We start from the raw sequence: 18,515 nt of genomic DNA, 5'->3' as shown, positions 1-18,515 counted from the left end.
AACAACAACGGCACATCCCGACCCTGCCCATACGTCGCCAACAACGCCTGCGCCTCGATCGGATCACCCAACGTCGTGCCCGTACCGTGCGCCTCCACCACGTCCACGTCAGCCGCCGACAGACCCGCGGACGCCAACGCCTGCCGGATCACCCGCTGCTGCGACGGACCGTTCGGCGCCGTCAACCCGTTCGACGCACCGTCCTGATTCACCGCCGAACCCCGCACCACCGCCAGGACCCGACGCCCGTCACGCCGCGCGTCCGACAACCGCTGCACCACCAGCACACCCACGCCCTCGCCCCACGCGGTGCCGTCCGCCGATTCGGCGAAGGCCTTGCAGCGGCCGTCCGCCGACAGCCCGCCCTGGCGGGAGAACTCGATGAAGGCACCCGGGGTCGCCATCACGGTGACGCCACCCGCCAGGGCCAGGTCGCACTCGCCGGACCGCAGCGCCTGCGCCGCCAGGTGCAACGCCACCAACGACGACGAACACGCCGTGTCCACCGTCACCGCCGGCCCCTCGAAGCCGAACGAGTACGCCACCCGGCCCGACAACACGCTCGCCGAGGCACCGGTCGCGCCGAACCCGGCGAGCGACTCCCCGGCCTGCCGCACGACGGTCTCGTAGTCCTGACCGTTGGTGCCGGCGAACACCCCGACCCGGCTGCCGCGCAGCGCGAGGGGCTCGACCCGGGCGTCCTCGAACGCCTCCCAGGCGACCTCCAGCAGCAGCCGCTGCTGCGGGTCCATCGCCAGCGCCTCACGCGGCGAGATGCCGAAGAACTCCGCGTCGAAGCCACCCGCGTCGGCCAGGAACGCCCCCCGGGAGACGTAGGAGTCGGATCCGGCCAGCGACTCCAGGTCCCAGTGCCGGTTGGTCGGGAAGTCCGACATCGCGTCGGCACCGGCGGTCAGCAGCTCCCAGAGCCCTTCCGGGGACTCGGCTCCGGCGGGGAAACGGCAGCCCATGCCGACGATGACGATCGGGTCGTCGCCCACCACGGTGCCGGTGACGGCGGCGGGGACGGGAAGGGCCTGCCCGCCGAGCAGCTCGGCGTGGATGTGTCCGGCCAGGGCCGCCGAGTTCGGGTAGTCGAAGGCGAGCGTGCTCGGCAAGGCGAGGCCGGTCGCCGCGTCGAGCCGGTTGCGCAGCTCGACCGCCGCGAGCGAGGTGAAGCCGAGGTCCTGGAACGCCCGGTCCGGTGCGACCCGCTCGGCGGACTCGTGGCCCAGCACGGCGGCGACCTCGGCACGGACGAGCTCGCCGAGAGCGCGCAGCTGCTCCGCACCGGACATTCCCGACAGGCGGAGGCGCAGGTCGGCCGCCGGCACGGGGGCGTCAGCGGCTCCCGCCGGGCCGGCCTCAGCCAGGAGGTCTCCGACCAGCGGGTGGGGGCGCCGACCGCCGGTGGCGGCCACCCGGGCCCAGTCGATGTCGGCCACCACGAGGTACGTCTCGTCGCGGTCCAGCGCCCGGGTGAGGGCGCGTACGGCCGTCTCCGGCGCCATCGCGCCGAAGCCGGTGCGCCTCAGCCGCTGCTCGAACTCCCCGGCGCTCACCCCGCCGTCGGCCCACAGGCCCCAGGCGAGCGAGGTCCCCGGGAGCCCTTCGGCGCGGCGCCGCTGCGCCAGCGCGTCGAGGAAGGCGTTGCCCGGCGCGTAGGTGGTCTGCCCGGCGGCGCCCATGAGACCGGCGAGGGAGGAGAAGAGGACGAAGGCGGAGAGGTCCGCCCCCCGGGTCAGCTCGTCCAGGTTGCGCGCGGCGTCGGCCTTCGCCCGCAGGGCGGTGGCCAACTGGCCGACGCTCACCGCGTCGACCACGTTGTCGTCGAGGGCGGCAGCGGTGTGCACGACCGCGCTCAGCGGCAGCTCGTCGGGGATCGCGCCGAGCAGCGCCGCGAGCGCGGCCCGGTCGGCCACGTCGCAGGAGGCCAGGGTGACCCGGCTGCCGAGCCCGGCGAGTTCCTCGGCGAGGGCGCTCGCGCCCGGCGCCTCGCCACCCCGCCGGCTGACCAGCAGGAGATGCTCGGCGCCCTCGGCGGCCAACGCGCGTGCGACGTGTCCGCCGAGGGCCCCGGTGCCGCCGGTGATCAGCACAGTGCCGCGAGGCGTCCAGGAACGGCGCGGACCGGTGTCCCCGTACGTCGCACGGACGAGCCTGCGGGCGTGGGCGCCGTTCTGACGCAGGGCGACCTCGTCCTCCCGGCCGGTGCCGGCGATCAGCGTCCGGAGCATGCGCACGACGTTCTGGTCGGGCTGCCCGGGAACGTCGACGAGCCCGCCCCAACGGTGCGGGTGCTCGGCGCGCAGCACGCTCCCGAAGCCCCACGCCATCGCCTGCACGGGGTCGACGTGCCGGTCGCGGGAGCCGACGGATACCGCGCCACGGGTGGCGATCCAGAGCCGGGCGGTGAGCCCGGCGTCCCCGAGGGCCTGCGCGAGCGCGACCGTGCCGGCGAGGCCCGTCGGCACGGAGTCGGCCCCGGCGTACGGCCGGGTGTCGAACGCGAGCAGGGAGAGCACGGGCAGGGCGTCCGCGTCGCGGCCGGCCGACGCCTCGACGAGGTCGCGGGCGAGCCGCTTCCGGTCGCACGCGGCGTCGACCTCGACGATCCGCCCACCGGCGGCGCCGAGGGCAGCCGCCCAGTCCGCCACGGCCGCGTCGGCGTCGGCCGGCACGACGAGCAGGAAGTCGGTCGCCTCGGCGCGGGCGGGGTCGTCGGTGAGTGGCTGCCAGGCCACTCGGTAGCGCCAGGAGTCGAGGGTGGCCTCGGCGTCCCGGCGGCGTCGCCAGGTGGACAGCGCCGGCAGCACCTCCGCGAGCGGGGCGTCGGCGTCGACGGCCAGGCTCTCGGCGAGGGTCGTCAGGTCCTCCGCCTCGATCGTCCGCCAGAAGTCGTCGTCGGCCGCGCTACGCCCGGCGGCGGGGGGACGGTAGGAGCGCGTCGCGGCATTGATCCAGTAACGTCGATGGTCGAAGGCGTACGTCGGCAGGCCCACCACGCGCGGCCGGGCCCCGGCCTGAGCGTGGTACGCCGCCCAGTCGACAGCCACGCCCGCCACCCACAACTGCCCCAGCGCCGAGGTCAGCGCGGCGACCTCCGACTGGTCGCGCCGCACTGCCGGAACCCGCCGCACCGCACCATCCGCGACGACCTCCGCCACCATCGCCGTCAACGTCGCGTCCGGGCCGACCTCCAGGAACGTGTCGACCCCCTGCTCCCGCAACGCCGCCACCCCGTCGGCGAAGCGCACCGGCTGCCGCACGTGCCGCACCCAGTAGCCCGGATCGGTGATCTCCTGCACGTCCGCGACCGCCCCGGTCACGTTCGACACGATCGGAACCCGCGGCGGCTGCCACGACAGCCCCGCCACCACCGACGCGAACTCGTCCAACATCGGCTCCATCAACCGCGAGTGGAACGCGTGACTGACCGACAACTCCTTGACCCGCCACCCCCGCTCACGGGCGGCCGACACCACCGAGGCGACCTCGTCGGCGGCACCCGACACCACCACCGACGCCGGACCGTTCACCGCCGCGATGTCCACCGCCGCACCCGACGCCCCGATGACCTCCCGCACGTCGACCTCGGCGGCACCGACCGCCGCCATCACGCCACTGGCGGGCAGCGCCTGCATCAACCTGCCCCGAGCCGCCACCAACACACACGCATCGGCCAGGGACAGCATCCCCGCCACGTGCGCCGCGGTCACCTCACCGATCGAGTGACCCGCCAGGTAGTCGGCCCGCACACCCCAGGACGACAGCAGCTCCCACAACGCCACCTCGACCGCGAAGAGACCGGCCTGCGCGAAGACGGTCTGATCCACCAACCCGGCGTCGGCACTGCCCGCCTCGGCGAACACCACCTCCCGCAACGGACGCGGCAACAAGCCGTCGAACCGCGCACACACCTCGTCGAACGCCGAAGCGAAGACTGGGAACGCCTCGTACAGCTCCCGGCCCATCCCGGCGCGCTGCGAACCCTGACCCGTGAACAACACCGCCCGACGACCCGCCGACACCACACCCGCCGACCGGCCCTCGGCCACCGCCGACAGACCCGCCGTCAACTCCTCGACCGAGCCACCCCACACCACCGCACGGTGCTCCAACGCCGCCCGCGTCGTCGCCAACGACCACGACACATCCACCGGCGACACCGACCGACCCGACACGAACGACGCCAACCGCGCCGCCTGACCCGCCAGAGCCGCCTCGGAGCGCCCCGACACCACCCACGGCACCGGCAACCCGACCGGCGCGACGGGCGTCGGGGCGGGCTCCGGCTCGCCCTGCTCGATGATCACGTGGGCGTTGGTGCCGGAGATGCCGAACGACGACACACCCGCCCGACGCGGACGACCCACCCCCGGCCACGCCCGCGACCGCGTCACCAACTCCACCGCACCCGACGACCAGTCCACATGCGACGACGGCGCGTCCACGTGCAACGACGCCGGGACCACGCCCGCCCGCATCGCCAAGATCATCTTGATGACGCCCGCCACCCCGGCGGCCGCCTGCGTGTGACCGATGTTCGACTTCACCGATCCCAGCAGCAGCGCGTCACGCTCGTCGCGGTCCTGCCCGTACGTCGCCAGCAGCGCCTGCGCCTCGATCGGGTCACCCAACGTCGTGCCCGTGCCGTGCGCCTCCACCACGTCGACGTCCCCGACACCCAGCCGGGCGTTCGCGAGGGCCTGCCGGATCACCCGCTGCTGCGACGGACCGTTCGGCGCCGTCAAACCGTTCGACGCGCCGTCCTGGTTCACGGCGCTGCCACGCACCACCGCCAGAATCCGGCGCCCGTCGCGCCGGGCATCCGACAACCGCTGCACCAGCAGCACGCCGACGCCCTCGGACCAGCCGGTGCCGTCCGCCGTGTCGGAGAAGGACTTGCACCGGCCGTCGGGGGCCATGCCCCGCTGGCGGGAGAAGTCGATGAACGTCTCGGGCGTCGCCATCACGGTGACGCCACCGGCCAGCGCGAGGTCACACTCCCCGGACCGCAGCGCCTGCACCGCCAGGTGCAACGCCACCAGCGACGACGAACACGCCGTGTCCACCGTCACCGCCGGCCCCTCGAAGCCGAACGAGTACGCCACCCGACCCGACAACACGCTGCTGGCCGTGCCGACGCCGAGGTAGCCGTCGAGGGCCTCCGGAACGTCGGACAGCCCGGCGGCGTGGTTGTGGTACATCATGCCGGCGAACACGCCGACCGGGCGGCCCCGCAGCGCCAGCGGGTCGATCCGGGCGTCCTCGATCGCCTCCCACGAGGTCTCCAGCAGCAGTCGTTGCTGCGGGTCCATGGCGAGGGCCTCGTGCGGCGAGATCTTGAACAGGGTGGCGTCGAAGTCGCCGGCGTCGGTCAGGAAGCCGCCCTCGCGGGCGTAGCTGCTGCCCCTGCGCGCGCCGGACGGGTCGTACAGGTCGTCGACGTCCCACCCCCGGTCGGCGGGGAAGCCCGTGATGCCGTCCCCGCCGGACACGAGGAGGTCCCACAGCTGCTCCGGGGAGCGTACGCCGCCGGGGTAGCGGCAGCTCATGCCGACGATCGCGATCGGCTCGTCGAGCGCCGCGACGGCGGCGACCGGGGCCGGCAGCGGACCGGCGTCGGTGCCGGTCTCGGCGTCCAGGTGGTCGGCCAGGGCGAGCGGGGTCGGGTGGTCGAAGACCAGGGTCGCCGGCAGGCGCAGGCCGGTCACCGCGCCCAGCCGGTTGCGCAGCTCGACGGCGGTCAGCGAGTCGAAGCCCAGCTCGGTGAACGGGCGTCCGGCCTCGACGGCGGCGGCGTCGGCGTACCCCAGCACCGCCGCGACCTGGTCGAGGACGAGCCGCAGCAGGGCCGCGGCGCGCTCCTCGCGGTCGAGCCCGGCGAGCCGTTCGGTCAGGGCGGCGGTCTCCGCCGGCCCGGACCGCGCGGCGCGGCGCCGGGGCGCGCGGACCAGGCCACGCAGGACCGACGGCAGGGTGCCCGTCTCGGCCTGGGCGCGCAGCGCCGGGCCGTCCAGCACCATGGGCACCGTCGCGGGCAGACCGGTCAGCAGGGCGGCGTCGAAGAGGGCGAGGCCGTCCGCCTCAGGGATCGGGCGGACGCCCGCGCGGGCCAGCCGGTCGGTGTCGGCCCGGTCGAGGCCGGCGGTCATGCCGCCGCCCGACTCGACCCACGGCCCCCAGGCCAGGGAGAGCGCCGGGAGTCCCGCGGCCCGTCGCCGGTGGGCGAGCGCGTCCAGGAAGGCGTTGGCCGCCGCGTAGTTGGCCTGGCCGGGGCTGCCCGTCACGCCCGCCGCCGAGGAGTAGGTGACGAAGAGCGCGAGGCCGTGGGCGGCGGTCAGCTCGTGCAGGTGCGCGGCGGCGTCCACCTTCGGCCGGAGCACCTCGTCGAGGGACTCGGCGGTGAGGGAGGTCAGGGTGCGGTCGGCCAGCACGCCGGCGGTGTGCACCACGCCGGTCAGCGGGTGCGCGGGGTCGATCCGGCCCAGCAGCGCGGCGAGGGCGTCGGGGTCGGCGGCGTCGCACGCTTCGACCGTCGCGGTGGCGCCGAACCCGGCGAGGTCGGCGAGCAGGTCGGCGGCGCCGTCCGCGTCGGTCCCGCGCCGGTTGGTCAGCACCAGGTGGCGGACCCCGTGCCGGGTGACCAGGTGGCGGGCCAGGAGCGCGCCGAGGGCGCCGGTGCCGCCGGTGACCAGGACCGTGCCGTCCGGGTCCAGCGCCGGCGCCGGCGCGTCGGGTTCCGGGGCGGCGACGAGCCGGGGCACCCGGACCACGCCGTCGCGCACCGCCGCCTGCGGCTCGTCGGCCCCCAGCAGGCCGGCGAGGGCGGACGCGGAGTTCTCCCGGTCGTCGACGTCGACGACCAGGAACCGGCCGGGGTGCTCGGCCTGCGCCGACCGGAGCAGGCCCCACACGGCGGCGCCGGCCAGGTCGGTGACGTCCGCGTCGTCGTCCGTGGCGACGGCGCCGCTGGTGAGGACCACCAGCCGGGACCCCCCGGTGTGGCGCTCGGCGGCGAGCCAGCCCTGGAGCACGGCGAGGACCCCGGCGACCAGGTCGTGGACCGGGCCGGGGTCGGTCGCGGCGGCACCGGCCACCGGGAACAGCACGACGTCGGGCACACCGGCGTCGCAGAGCGCGTCGAGGTCGGCATGCCGGGCGGCGGTCACGCCGGCCGGCAGCGGCGCGGGGCGGTCGCCGAGCACCGCCCAGGTCGTGCCGTCGGGCGCGCCCACGCCGCCGGCGTGCCGGGACCAGTCCAGGCGGAACAGCGAGCGACGCCACGGTGATCCGCCGGAGGTGAGTTCCCCGGCCGGCAGGGGCCGCAGCACCAGGGACCCGACCCGGGCGACGGCCTCACCGGCGGCGTCCGCGACCAGCATGGCCACCGTGTCTGGTCCGGTGGGGGTCAGCCGTACCCGCAGCGTGTCGGCGCCGTGGGCGGACAGCGTCACGTCCGACCAGGAGAACGGCAGCCGGGCCTCGCCGGGGTCGACGATGCCGAGCCCGACCGCCTGCACTGCGGCGTCGAGCAGGGCCGGGTGCAGCCCGTACCCGCCGGCCTCGTCGGCCGCCGGCTCGGGCAGTGCCACCTCGGCGTACACGTCGGCACCGACCCGCCAGGCGGCGCGCAGCCCCTGGAAGGCCGGGCCGTACGCGAACCCGGCCTGCGCCGCCCGCCCGGTCAGCTCCGACACGTCCAGGGCGGTGGCGCCGGTCGGCGGCCAGTCCGCCAGCGTGGCCCCGCCGTCCCCGGATGCCGGGGCGAGCAGGCCGGTGGCGTGCCGGACCCAGAGGTCGTCGGTGCCGGACCGCCGGGCGTGGACCGTCAACTGCCACGCCTCGCCGCCAGTGCGTTCGGCGGCGACCTGCACGTCGACGCCGCCGGTCTCCGGCAGCACCAGCGGCGCTTCCAGGGTCAGCTCGGCGAGCCGGTCGGCGCCGACCTCCGCGCCGGCCCGCAGCGCCAACTCCACGAAGCCGGTCCCGGGGAAGAGCACCACGTCGCGTACGGCGTGCTCGGCCAGCCAGGGCTGGCTCTGCACCGACAGCCGGCCGGTGAGCGTCACCTCGTCGCCGTCGGCCGAGCGGAACACCGCGCCGAGCAGCGGGTGGCCGGTCGGGGTGAGCCCGGCGGCGGTCACGTCGGCGGGCTGCGGCAGGGGCAGCAGCCAGTAGCGCTCGCGCTGGAACGCGTACGTCGGCAGGTCGACCGGCACGGGCGGGCCGTCGAACAGGGCCGCCCAGTTCACCGGCACGCCCCGGGCCCAGACGGTGGCCGCGGCGGCGAGCGCGGTCGCCGCCTCGTCGTGGTCGGCGCGCAGCATCGGGCCGCAGACCGCCTGGTCCGCGCCGACGATCTCCTGGGTCAGCGCGGAGAGCACCCCGCCCGGGCCCACCTCGACGTACGCGCCCACCCCGAGCTCGCGCAGGGTGGCCACGGCCGCGTCGAAGCGGACCGTGTCGCGGACGTTGCGCAGCCAGTACGCCGGGGAGCGCACCTCGTCGGGGTCGAGCACCGCGCCGGTCACGGTGGAGACCACCGGGATCCGGGGCGCGGCGAAGGTCAACCGCCCGAGCACGTCGCCGAACGCGTCGAGCATCGGGTCCATCCGGGCGGAGTGGAACGCGTGGCTGACCCGCAGCCGCCTGGTGTTCCGGCCGAGGGCCGCGAAGTGCTCGGCGACCGCCAGCACCGCGTCCTCGTCGCCGGAGACGACGACGGACTCCGGGCCGTTGACGGCGGCCAGCCCGGCGCCGGCCACCCCGCCGGCCGTGTCGAGATGCTGGCGCACCTCCGCCTCGGTGGCACGGATCGACACCATCGCGCCGCCGGTGGGCAGCGCCTGCATCAGGGCGCCCCGGGCGGCGACCAGGCGGGCGGCGTCCGGCAGCGACAGCACGCCAGCGATGTGCGCGGCGGCCACCTCGCCGACCGAGTGTCCGGTCACGAAGTCCGGCACGACGCCCCAGGACTCGACGAGCCGGTAGGCGGCCACCTCGACGGCGAACAGCGCCGCCTGGGCGTACCCGGTGCGGTCGAGCACCTCGGCGGGACCGTCGAGCACGTCGCGCAGGGGCCGGTCGAGGTGCCGGTCCAGTTCCGCGCAGGCGGCGTCGAACGCCGCGGCGAAGACCGGGAACGCGGCGTACAGCTGCCGGCCCATCCCGATCCGTTGGGCGCCCTGCCCGGTGCAGAGCACGGCGACCCGGGTGGGGCTGGCGACCCCGCGCCGCACGGACGCCGCCGGGACGCCGTCGGCCAGCGCGCCGAGCCCGGCGAGCAGCTCGTCGCGGTCGGCCCCTAGCACCACCGCCCGGTGTTCCAGGACGGACCGTCCGGTGGCCAGGGCCCGGCCCACCGCGGCCGGCGCGACGTCGGGGTGCTCGGCGAGCCAGGTGCGCAGCCGGTCGGCCTGGGCGCCGAGCGCGGCGGCGCTGCGGGCGGAGACGACCCACGGCAGCGGGTCGGGCCCGGCCACCGCGTCGGTGTCGGTGGCCGGCTGCGGGGCGGGCGGGGCGGCCTCGACGATGACGTGGGCGTTGGTGCCGCTGACGCCGAAGGAGGAGACGCCGGCGCGCATGGGCCGGGACCCGCGCGGCCACGGGCGCGGCTCGCGGAGCAGGTCCACCGCGCCGGCCGACCAGTCGACGTGCGGGGACGGCTCGTCGACGTGCAGGGTCCGGGGCAGGAGGCCGTGCCGCATCGCCATGACCATCTTGATCACGCCGGCGACGCCGGCCGCGGCCTGGGTGTGCCCGAGGTTGGACTTGATCGAGCCGAGCCAGAGGGGCTGGTCTTCGGCCCGGTCCCGGCCGTAGGTGGCGAGCAGCGCCTGCGCCTCGATGGGGTCGCCGAGGCGGGTGCCGGTGCCGTGGGCCTCCACCGCGTCCACGTCGGCCGGGGAGAGCCGGGCGTTCGCGAGGGCCTGGCGGATCACCCGCTGCTGCGACGGGCCGTGCGGCGCGGTGAGCCCGTTCGAGGCGCCGTCCTGGTTGACGGCGGTGCCGCGCACCACGGCGAGCACCGGGTGGCCGTTGCGCTGGGCGTCGGAGAGCCGTTCCAGCAGCAGCAGCCCGGCGCCCTCGCTCCAGCCGGTGCCGTCGGCGGCGGCGGCGAAGGACTTGCACCGCCCGTCCGGGGAGAGGCCGCGCTGGCGGCTGAAGCCGATGAACGTGTCGGGGCTGGACATGACGGTGACGCCGCCGGCCAGCGCGAGCGTGACCTCGCCGGAGCGCAGGGCCTGCACGGCCAGGTGCAGCGCCACCAGCGAGGACGAGCAGGCGGTGTCGACGGTCACCGCCGGGCCCTCGAACCCGAAGGTGTACGCGATCCGGCCGGAGACGACGCTGCCGTGGTTGCCGGTGCCGACGAACGCCTCGACCTCCTCCGGCACGCCGTTGAGGCGGGAGACGTAGTCGTGGTACATGACGCCGGTGAAGACACCCGTCCGGCTGCCCTTGAGCGAGTCGGCGGCGATGCCGGCCCGTTCCACCGCCTCCCAGGCGACCTCCAGCAGCAGCCGCTGCTGCGGGTCCATCGCCAGCGCCTCGCGGGGGGAGATGCCGAAGAACCCGCCGTCGAACTCCCCGGCGTCGTGCAGGAAGCCGCCCTCGCGGGTGTACGACTTGCCGTGGGCGTCCGGGTCGGGGTCGTAGAGGTTCTCCACGTCCCAGCCCCGGTCCGCCGGGAACGGCGTGACGGCGTCGACGCCGGACTCGACCAGCCGCCACAGCGCCTCGGGGGTCCGCACCCCGCCCGGGTAGCGGCAGCCCATCCCCACGATCGCGATCGGCTCGTGGTTCTGCTCGTCGACGGCCCGCAGGCGTTCGCTGGTCTCGTGCAGATCAGCGGTGACGCGCTTGAGGTACTCGCGGAGCTTGGCTTCGTTCGCCATCGGGTTGATCACCTGTCGCTAAGGGGCAAGCGGCGGACTCGTGGTCAGGATCGGCCGAACTTCTGGTCGATGAAGTCGAACAGCTCGTCGTCCGAGGCCTCGTCGAGGGCCTGGCTGACGTCGGCCGGCCGGTCGGTGGCGTCGCTCCACCTGGTGACCAGCGCCCGGAGTCGGACCGCCACGGCGGTACGCGTCTCGTCGTCGCCGGCCAGTCGTTCCAGCTCCTCCGGCCCGGTGGCGGCGAACGCGGCCTCCAGCCGGTCCAACTCGGCCAGCAGGCTCGACGCGGGTGCCGGCGGGGCGGCGTCGGCCAGCAGGAAGTCGGCGAGGGCGGCGGGCGTGGGGCAGTCGAAGATCAGGCTCGCCGGCAGCCGGATCCCGGTGACGGCGGTCAGCCGGTTGCGCAGCTCCACCGCGGTCAGCGAGTCGAAGCCGAGGCCGGTGAACGTCTGCCCGGACGGAACCACGGTGGCCGGCGGGTAGCCGAGCACCTCGACGACCTGCGCCTTGACCAGATCCTCGACCAGTCGGCCGCGCTCGGCCTCGGGCGTGCCGGCCAGCCGTTGCGCGAAGGACGGCCCGCCGTCGCCGCCGCCGTCGACGACGCGCCGCCGGGCCCGGACCAGGCCGCGCAGCGGCGCCGGGAGCTGGCCGGCGTCGGCCTGGCGGCGCAGCGCGGCGGGGTCGAGCAGCGCCGGCACCAGATGGGGGCGGCCGCCGCGCAGGCTGGCGTCGAAGAGGTGCAGCGCCTGGCCGGTGTCGAGCGGGCTGAGGCCGTTGCGGCTCATCCGTTGCCGCTGGGCGGCGTCGAGTGCGCCGGTCATCCCGCTGTCTGCGGCCCAGAGTCCCCAGGCCAGGGAGGTGGCGGCGAGGCCGGAGGCGCGCCGGTGGTGGGCGAGACCGTCCAGGAACGCGTTCGCGGCGGCGTAGTTGCCCTGCCCGGGGCCGCCGAGGACGCCGGCGACCGACGAGAAGAGGACGAACATCGACAGGTTCCGCCCCCGGGTCAGCTCGTGCAGGTGCCAGGCGGCGTCGGCCTTGGCGGAGAGCACGGCGGACATCCGTTCGGGGGTCAGCGCCGAGATCACCGCGTCGTCGAGGACGCCGGCGGCGTGGACCACGCCGGTGAGCGGGTGCTCGGCGGGGACGTCGGCCAGCAGGGCGGCGAGGGAGTCGCGGTCCGCCACGTCGCCGGCCACCAACCGGGCCTGCGCGCCCAGGGCGGTCAGCTCGGCCAGCAGCTCCGCCGCGCCGGGGGCGTCGGCGCCCCGCCGGCTGACGAGCAGCAGACGGCGCACCTTGTGGGCGCTGACCAGGTGCCGGGCCAGCAGGCCGCCGAGGGCCCCGGTGGCCCCGGTGACCAGGACCGTCCCGTCGGGGTCGAGTTCGGCGCCCAGCGCCGGGTCGAGGACGGCGGGCGTGAGCCGGGGCGCCAGCACCCGATCGTCCCGGACCGCCAGTTGGGGTTCGCCGGTGGCGACCGCGCGGGCCACCAGGTCCACCGTGCCCGGCTCCGGTCGCCGCGCCTCGTCGAGGTCCACGAGCACGAAGCGGTCGGGGTGCTCCGCCTGGGCCGAGCGCAGCAGGCCCCAGACCGCGGCGCCGGGCAGGTCGGTCGTCCGGCCGGTGTCGCCGGCGGCGACGGCCCCCCGGGTCAGCACGACCAGCCGCCGGTCCGCCAGCCGGTCGTCGGCGAGCCAACCCTGGACGGCGGTCAGCACGGCGCCGAGCCGGGTCCGGGTCGCGGCGGGGACCGGGGCGCGCTCGTCGTCGGCGTACGCCGCGAGCAGCACCAGCTCCGGGTCGAGCCGACCGGAGTCGACCGCCTCGGCCAGCTCGGTGAGCCCGTACCGGGCGAGGCCGGACAGGCCGGCCGGGTCGTCGCCGAGGAGCACCGCGTGGGCGGTCGTCGGGGCGCCGGCCGGCACGCTCTGCCAGGCGACGTCGAACAGCGAGTCGACGCCGGTGCCGGTGCCGCGTACCTGGTCGGCGGTCACCGGGCGGGAGATCAGCGAGGCGATCCGGGCGACGGGGGCGCCGGCCGGGTCGGCCAGGGTCAGGGTGACCCCGCCGCCGCTGCGCCGGGCACGGACCCGCAGCGCGGTCGCGCCGACCGCCGAGAGGGTGACGCCGGTCCAGGCGAAGGGCAGGCGTACGCCGGACGCCTCCCCGTCCTCGTCGACCAGGCCGACGACGTGCAGCGCCGCGTCCAGCAGCGCGGGGTGGATGCCGAAGCCGGCGACCTCGGTGCCGTCGGGCACCGCCACCTCGGCGCAGACCTCGTCGTCGGTACGCCAGACGGCGCGCAGGCCACGGAAGAGCGGGCCGTACTCGACGCCCAGCCGGGACAGCTCGGTGTAGATCGCGTCGACCCCGACGACGGCGGCGGCCGTGGGCGGCCAGGGCGACGGCTCGGGCCCGTCGGGCCGCGGCGCGGCGGGTGAGAGGACGCCCGTCGCGTGGCGGTCCCACTCCCCGTCCGGGTCGGCGGCGGCCCGGGAGTGGATGGTGACCGGCCGGCGTCCCTCCTCGTCCGCCGTGCCGAGCTTGACCTGCACCGCCCGGGCGTCCTGCCCGGCGAGCGCCAGCGGCGCCTGGAGGGTTAGCTCGTCCAGCGCGTCGCAGCCGACCTGCGCCCCCGCGTGCAGGACCATCTCGACCAGGGCGGCGCCGGGCACCACCACCGAGTCCCAGACGACGTGTTCGGCGAGCCACGGGTGGGTCCGCGCGGAGAGTTCGGTGCCGAAGACCCGTACGTCGTCGTCGGCCACCCGTACGGCGGCGCCGAGCAGCGCGTGGTCGACGGGTCGGACGCCGAGTCCGGGCGCCCCCACGCCGCCCGTGGTGGTGGCGTTGAGCCAGTAGCGCTGGTGGTCGAAGGCGTACGTGGGCAGGGCGACCGTGCGGGGGCGGGCTCCGGCGCCGGTGAGGTATCCGGCCCAGTCGACGTGGCCGCCGGTGACGTACCACTCGGCCAGGGCGGTGCGCAGCGTGGCGGCCTCGGAGTGGCCGGCACGCAGCGTGGCGGTGAACCGGACGTCGCCGGCCTCCTCGACGCAGTCCTGTGCCATCGCGGTCAGCACGGCGTCGGGGCCCAGCTCCAGGAACTGCGTCACGTCCTGCTGGTGCAGGGTACGCACCGCGTCGGCGAAGCGCACCGGCTGCCGCACGTGCCGCACCCAGTAGCCCGGATCGGTGATCTCCTGCGCGTCCGCGACCGCCCCGGTCACGTTCGACACGATCGGAATCCTCGGCGGCTGCCACGACAGCCCCGCCACCACCGAGGCGAACTCGTCCAACATCGGCTCCATCAACCGCGAATGGAACGCGTGACTGACCGACAGTTCCTTGACCCGCCACCCCCGCTCACGGGCGGCCGACACCACCGACGCGACGTCGTCGGCGGCACCCGACACCACCACCGACGCCGGACCGTTCACCGCCGCGATGTCCACGCCCGCAGCCGCAGCGTCCATGACCTCCCGCACTGCCGCCTCGGACGCACCGATCGCCGCCATCACCCCACCGGACGGCAACGCCTGCATCAACCGACCCCGCGCCGAAACCAGGACACACGCATCCGCCAGGGACACCATCCCCGCCACGTACGCCGCCGTCACCTCACCAATCGAATGACCCGCCAGGAAGTCCGCCCGCACACCCCACGACGCAAGCAGCTCCCACAACGCCACCTCCACCGCGAACAACCCCGCCTGCGCGAAGACGGTCTGATCCAGCAGCGCCGCCTCGGCGGAACCCGCCTCGGCGAACACCACCTCCCGCAACCCACGCGGCAGATGCGCATCGATCTCGGCACACACCTCGTCGAAGGCCGAAGCGAACACGGGGAACGCCTCGTACAGCTCGCGGCCCATCCCGACGCGCTGCGAACCCTGACCCGTGAACAACACCGCCCGACGACCCGCCGACACCACACCCGACACCGCCGGCCGACCCTCAGCCACCGCCGCCAGACCGGCGGCCAGCTCGTCGACGTCCGCGCCCCACACCACCGCACGGTGCTCCAACGCCGCCCGCGTCGTCGCCAACGACCACGACACATCCACCGACGACAGACCCGAACGATCACGCACGAACGACGCCAACCGCGCCGCCTGACCCGCCAGAGCCGCCTCGGAGCGCCCCGACACCACCCACGGCACCGGCAACCCGACGGGCTCCGCCTCGACCTCGGGATCGGGCTCCGGCTCCGGCCGCTCCAGGATCACGTGCGCGTTGGTGCCTGAGATGCCGAACGACGACACACCCGCCCGACGCGGACGACCCACCCCCGGCCACGCCCGCGACCGCGTCACCAACTCCACCGCACCCGACGACCAGTCCACATGCGACGACGGCGCGTCCACGTGCAACGTCGCCGGCACCACCCCATGCCGCATCGCCAAAATCATCTTGATGACGCCCGCCACCCCGGCAGCCGCCTGCGTGTGACCGATGTTCGACTTGACCGACCCCAGCAGCAACGGCACGTCCCGACCCTGCCCGTACGTGGCCAGCAGGGCCTGCGCCTCGATCGGGTCACCCAACGTCGTGCCCGTGCCGTGCGCCTCCACCACGTCCACGTCAGCCGCCGACAGACCCGCACTCGCAAGGGCCTGCCGGATCACCCGCTGCTGCGACGGACCGTTCGGCGCCGTCAAACCGTTCGACGCACCGTCCTGGTTCACCGCCGTGCCGCGCACCACGGCCAGGATCGGGCGCCCGTCGCGTTGCGCGTCCGACAGGCGCTGCACCAGCAGCACGCCCACGCCCTCGGCGAGCGCCGTGCCGTCCGCCGCGTCGGCGAACGCCCGGCACCGGGCCACCGGCGACAGGTTGCCCTGCCGGGTGAAGTCGACGAACACCGCCGGGGTGGGCATCACCGTCACACCACCGGCCAGAGCGAGGTCACACTCCCCGGACCGCAGCGCCTGCACCGCCAGGTGCAACGCCACCAGCGACGACGAGCACGCCGTGTCGACCGTGACCGCCGGCCCCTCGAAGCCGAACGAGTACGCCACCCGACCCGAGGCGATGCTGCCCGCGTTTCCGAGACCCAGGTAGTCCTGCACGCCTGCCGGCGGGGTCTCCGGCGGGTGGGCGTACCCGCTGTGGGTCATGCCGGCGAAGACCCCGACCCGGGCGCCCTTCAGGCTGGTGGGGTCGATGCCCGCCGACTCGACGGCCTCCCAGGACGTCTCCAGCAGCAGCCGCTGCTGCGGGTCCATGGCGAGGGCCTCGCGCGGCGAGACCCCGAACAGCCGGGGGTCGAACTCGGCGGCGTCGGGCACGAAGCCGCCCTCGCGGACCGACGAGGTGCCCGGCCGGGAGCGCTCGGGGTCGTAGAGCGTGTCCAGGTCCCAGCCACGGTCGGTGGGGAAGGAGGCGATGGCGTCGCCGCCGGCCGCGACGAGGTCCCACAGCTCCTCGGCCGTCCGCACCCCGCCCGGGAACCGGCAGCCCGTACCGACGATCGCGATCGGCTGCTGAGCCTCGGCCTCGACGTCACGCAGCCGTTGCCGGGTCCGCCGCAGGTCCGCGGTGACTCTCTTCAGGTACTCCCGGAGCTTCTCTTCGGTGTCCATCAACCCAGCCCATCGCGATTCACGGCGGAGACTCGACGTAAGCGACGGTACGAATGCGCAGAAGTCTCAGGCGACACCTGTATCTGTCGTTCGGCTCGCTCGGCCGAGAGCCACGCAGATCCCCATCTGCGGGGAGAAGTTATTGGGTGTGCGCGAGCGCGGACAACCCCTAACCAGGCAACCGACCAGCTAGGGGTGTCCGGTCCCCACCCGTCGCACTAGCGTCGCCTCGACCGGGTCTGTCTCGATCCGGCCGGGAATCGCAGTCGCCGGAAGGACCGCCAAGGATGACCACGCCAGATACCGACAACGGCTTGTGGGTGCGACGCTTCCACCCGGCTCCGGGTGGCGCGAGGCGATTGGTGTGCCTGCCCCACGCCGGCGGGTCGGCCAGCTTCTACTTCCCCGTCTCCCGCAGCCTCTCCCCCGGCGTCGAGGTGCTGTCGATCCAGTACCCGGGCCGGCAGGACCGGCGCCACGAAAAGTGCATCGGTGACATCCACCAGCTCGCGCGGGAGGTCCACACCGTGCTGCGGCCGTGGCTGGACGAGCCGGTGGCCATCTTCGGGCACAGCATGGGGGCCAGCGTCGGGTTCGAGCTCGCCCGGCTGATCGAGCAGGACGGGGGTACCGCCGCGCACCTGTTCGCGTCCGGCCGCCGGGCGCCGTCCCAGGCGCGGCACGAGACGGTGCACCTGCTCGACGACGAGGGCCTGCTGGCCGACGTCCGGAAGCTGAGCGGCACCAACTCCGCCATCCTCGGCGACCCGGAGATGCTGCGGGCCGCGTTGCCGGCGATCCGCAGCGACTACCGCGCCGCGGAGACCTACACCTACCGGCCGGGTCCGCCGCTGAGCTGCCCGATCACCGTCTTCACCGGCGACGACGACCCGAAGACGACGGTCGAGGAGGCCCGGGCCTGGTCGACCCACACCACCGGGCCGTTCGATCTCAAGGTCTACCCCGGCGGGCACTTCTTCCTGGCCGAGCACCAGCCGGCGGTCCTGCGGGCCATCTCGACGGCCCTGACCGCGACGCCGGCCATCTGATCTCCACCGGCCGAGGGGCCCGTCCACCGGTGTCACGACCGGTCGGCGGGCCCCTCGTACGTGCGGGACGTCACCGCTTGTGGCCGACCGCGATCACGTAGTCGAGCTGCGCCAGCTCGCGCTTCATGAGGTTCTGGTTCTTCCAGTGCGCGGCCATGCTCTTGCGCACGGCGGGCTTGACGGCGGCGCGGAACTCGGGGTCGTTGGTCCGTTCGGCCATGTACGCCCGCCAGCCCTCCCAGGTGCGGTCCTTGATGGAGTGCACCTCCGGGTTGGCGAAGCCGGCCTCGACGAGCTCCTGCCGGTACGTGTCCCGGTCGTGCCAGTTCTCCTTCGGGATGCTGAACTTGACGAAGCTCAGCGGGCCGGACTGGATGGCCGCCCGCACGACGTCGCCGCTGACCGGGATGATGTCGGCCGTGGCCAGCACGCCACCCGGGCGGAGCACCCGCAGCGCCTCGGCGAAGAACGCGCTGCGCGGGTAGAAGTGGAAGGCCGACTCCAGGGCGACGACCCGGTCGAAGGTGTTGTCCTCGAAGGGCAGTTCGGTGGCGCTGCCCAGCCGGAAGTCGGTCCGGTCCGCGAGGCCCTCCTCGCGGGCCCGCCGCTGCGCCGCCTCGACGTGGTGCGGGGTGATGTTCAGCCCGTACACCTTGGCGACCCGGCGCTCGCGCAGCCACTTGAAGTCCTGGTCGGCGTAGCCGAAGCCCACGTCGAGGACGGTGTCGTCGGGCTTGAGCCCGGCGGCGTCGGCCAGCTTGTCGGCCAGCGCCTCGGCCGCCGTGTCGAGGTCGGTGACCCCGTCCTCCCAGTAGCCGACGTTCATGTAGTGGGTACGGCGGGCCGCGAACTCCACGTCGGGCGACTGGATCTCGTAGAAGCGCCGGACCCGGGTGATGGGGTCGGCGGTGAAGACAGTGCGGATCGCCCGGCCGGCGATCTTCAGGTTCTCGAACATGTGGGTTCCTTCCGGTGGG

The 18,515-nt window shown here is 74.9% G+C and carries 4 protein-coding genes; 1 reads left to right on the top strand and 3 read right to left on the bottom strand.

Translation table 11 applies throughout. The features are described from left to right. Both ACSNN9_RS12410 and ACSNN9_RS12405 read right to left on the bottom strand, forming a co-directional pair. Nucleotides 1-10,916 (bottom strand): type I polyketide synthase (locus ACSNN9_RS12410; protein ID WP_436673198.1); only part of this gene is annotated, 10,916 nt, incomplete at its 3' end. 32 nt (nt 10,917-10,948) lie between these two features. After that, complete coding sequence (locus tag ACSNN9_RS12405; protein WP_436673197.1) at nt 10,949-16,489, bottom strand: SDR family NAD(P)-dependent oxidoreductase; 5,541 nt, start codon at nt 16,487-16,489, stop codon at nt 10,949-10,951. 287 nt (nt 16,490-16,776) lie between these two features. On the opposite strand from ACSNN9_RS12405, the gene ACSNN9_RS12400 reads away from it, so the two are divergent. Beyond that, on the top strand, nt 16,777-17,538 hold the full coding sequence (locus tag ACSNN9_RS12400; protein ID WP_436673196.1) for a thioesterase II family protein: 762 nt from the start codon (nt 16,777-16,779) through the stop codon (nt 17,536-17,538). Between the two features lie 70 nt (nt 17,539-17,608). Here ACSNN9_RS12400 and ACSNN9_RS12395 read toward each other — a convergent pair whose 3' ends face one another. Further along, nucleotides 17,609-18,496, bottom strand: coding sequence for an SAM-dependent methyltransferase (locus ACSNN9_RS12395; RefSeq protein ID WP_436673195.1), 888 nt, complete (start codon nt 18,494-18,496; stop codon nt 17,609-17,611). Nucleotides 18,497-18,515 lie beyond the last annotated feature (19 nt).

Origin of the sequence: Micromonospora sp. URMC 107, assembly GCF_051386315.1 — a bacterium.
Classification (GTDB): Bacteria; Actinomycetota; Actinomycetes; order Mycobacteriales; family Micromonosporaceae; genus Micromonospora.
The sequence above is the reverse complement of the archived record's forward strand: the minus strand, read 5'-3'. Positions and strand labels throughout refer to the sequence as shown.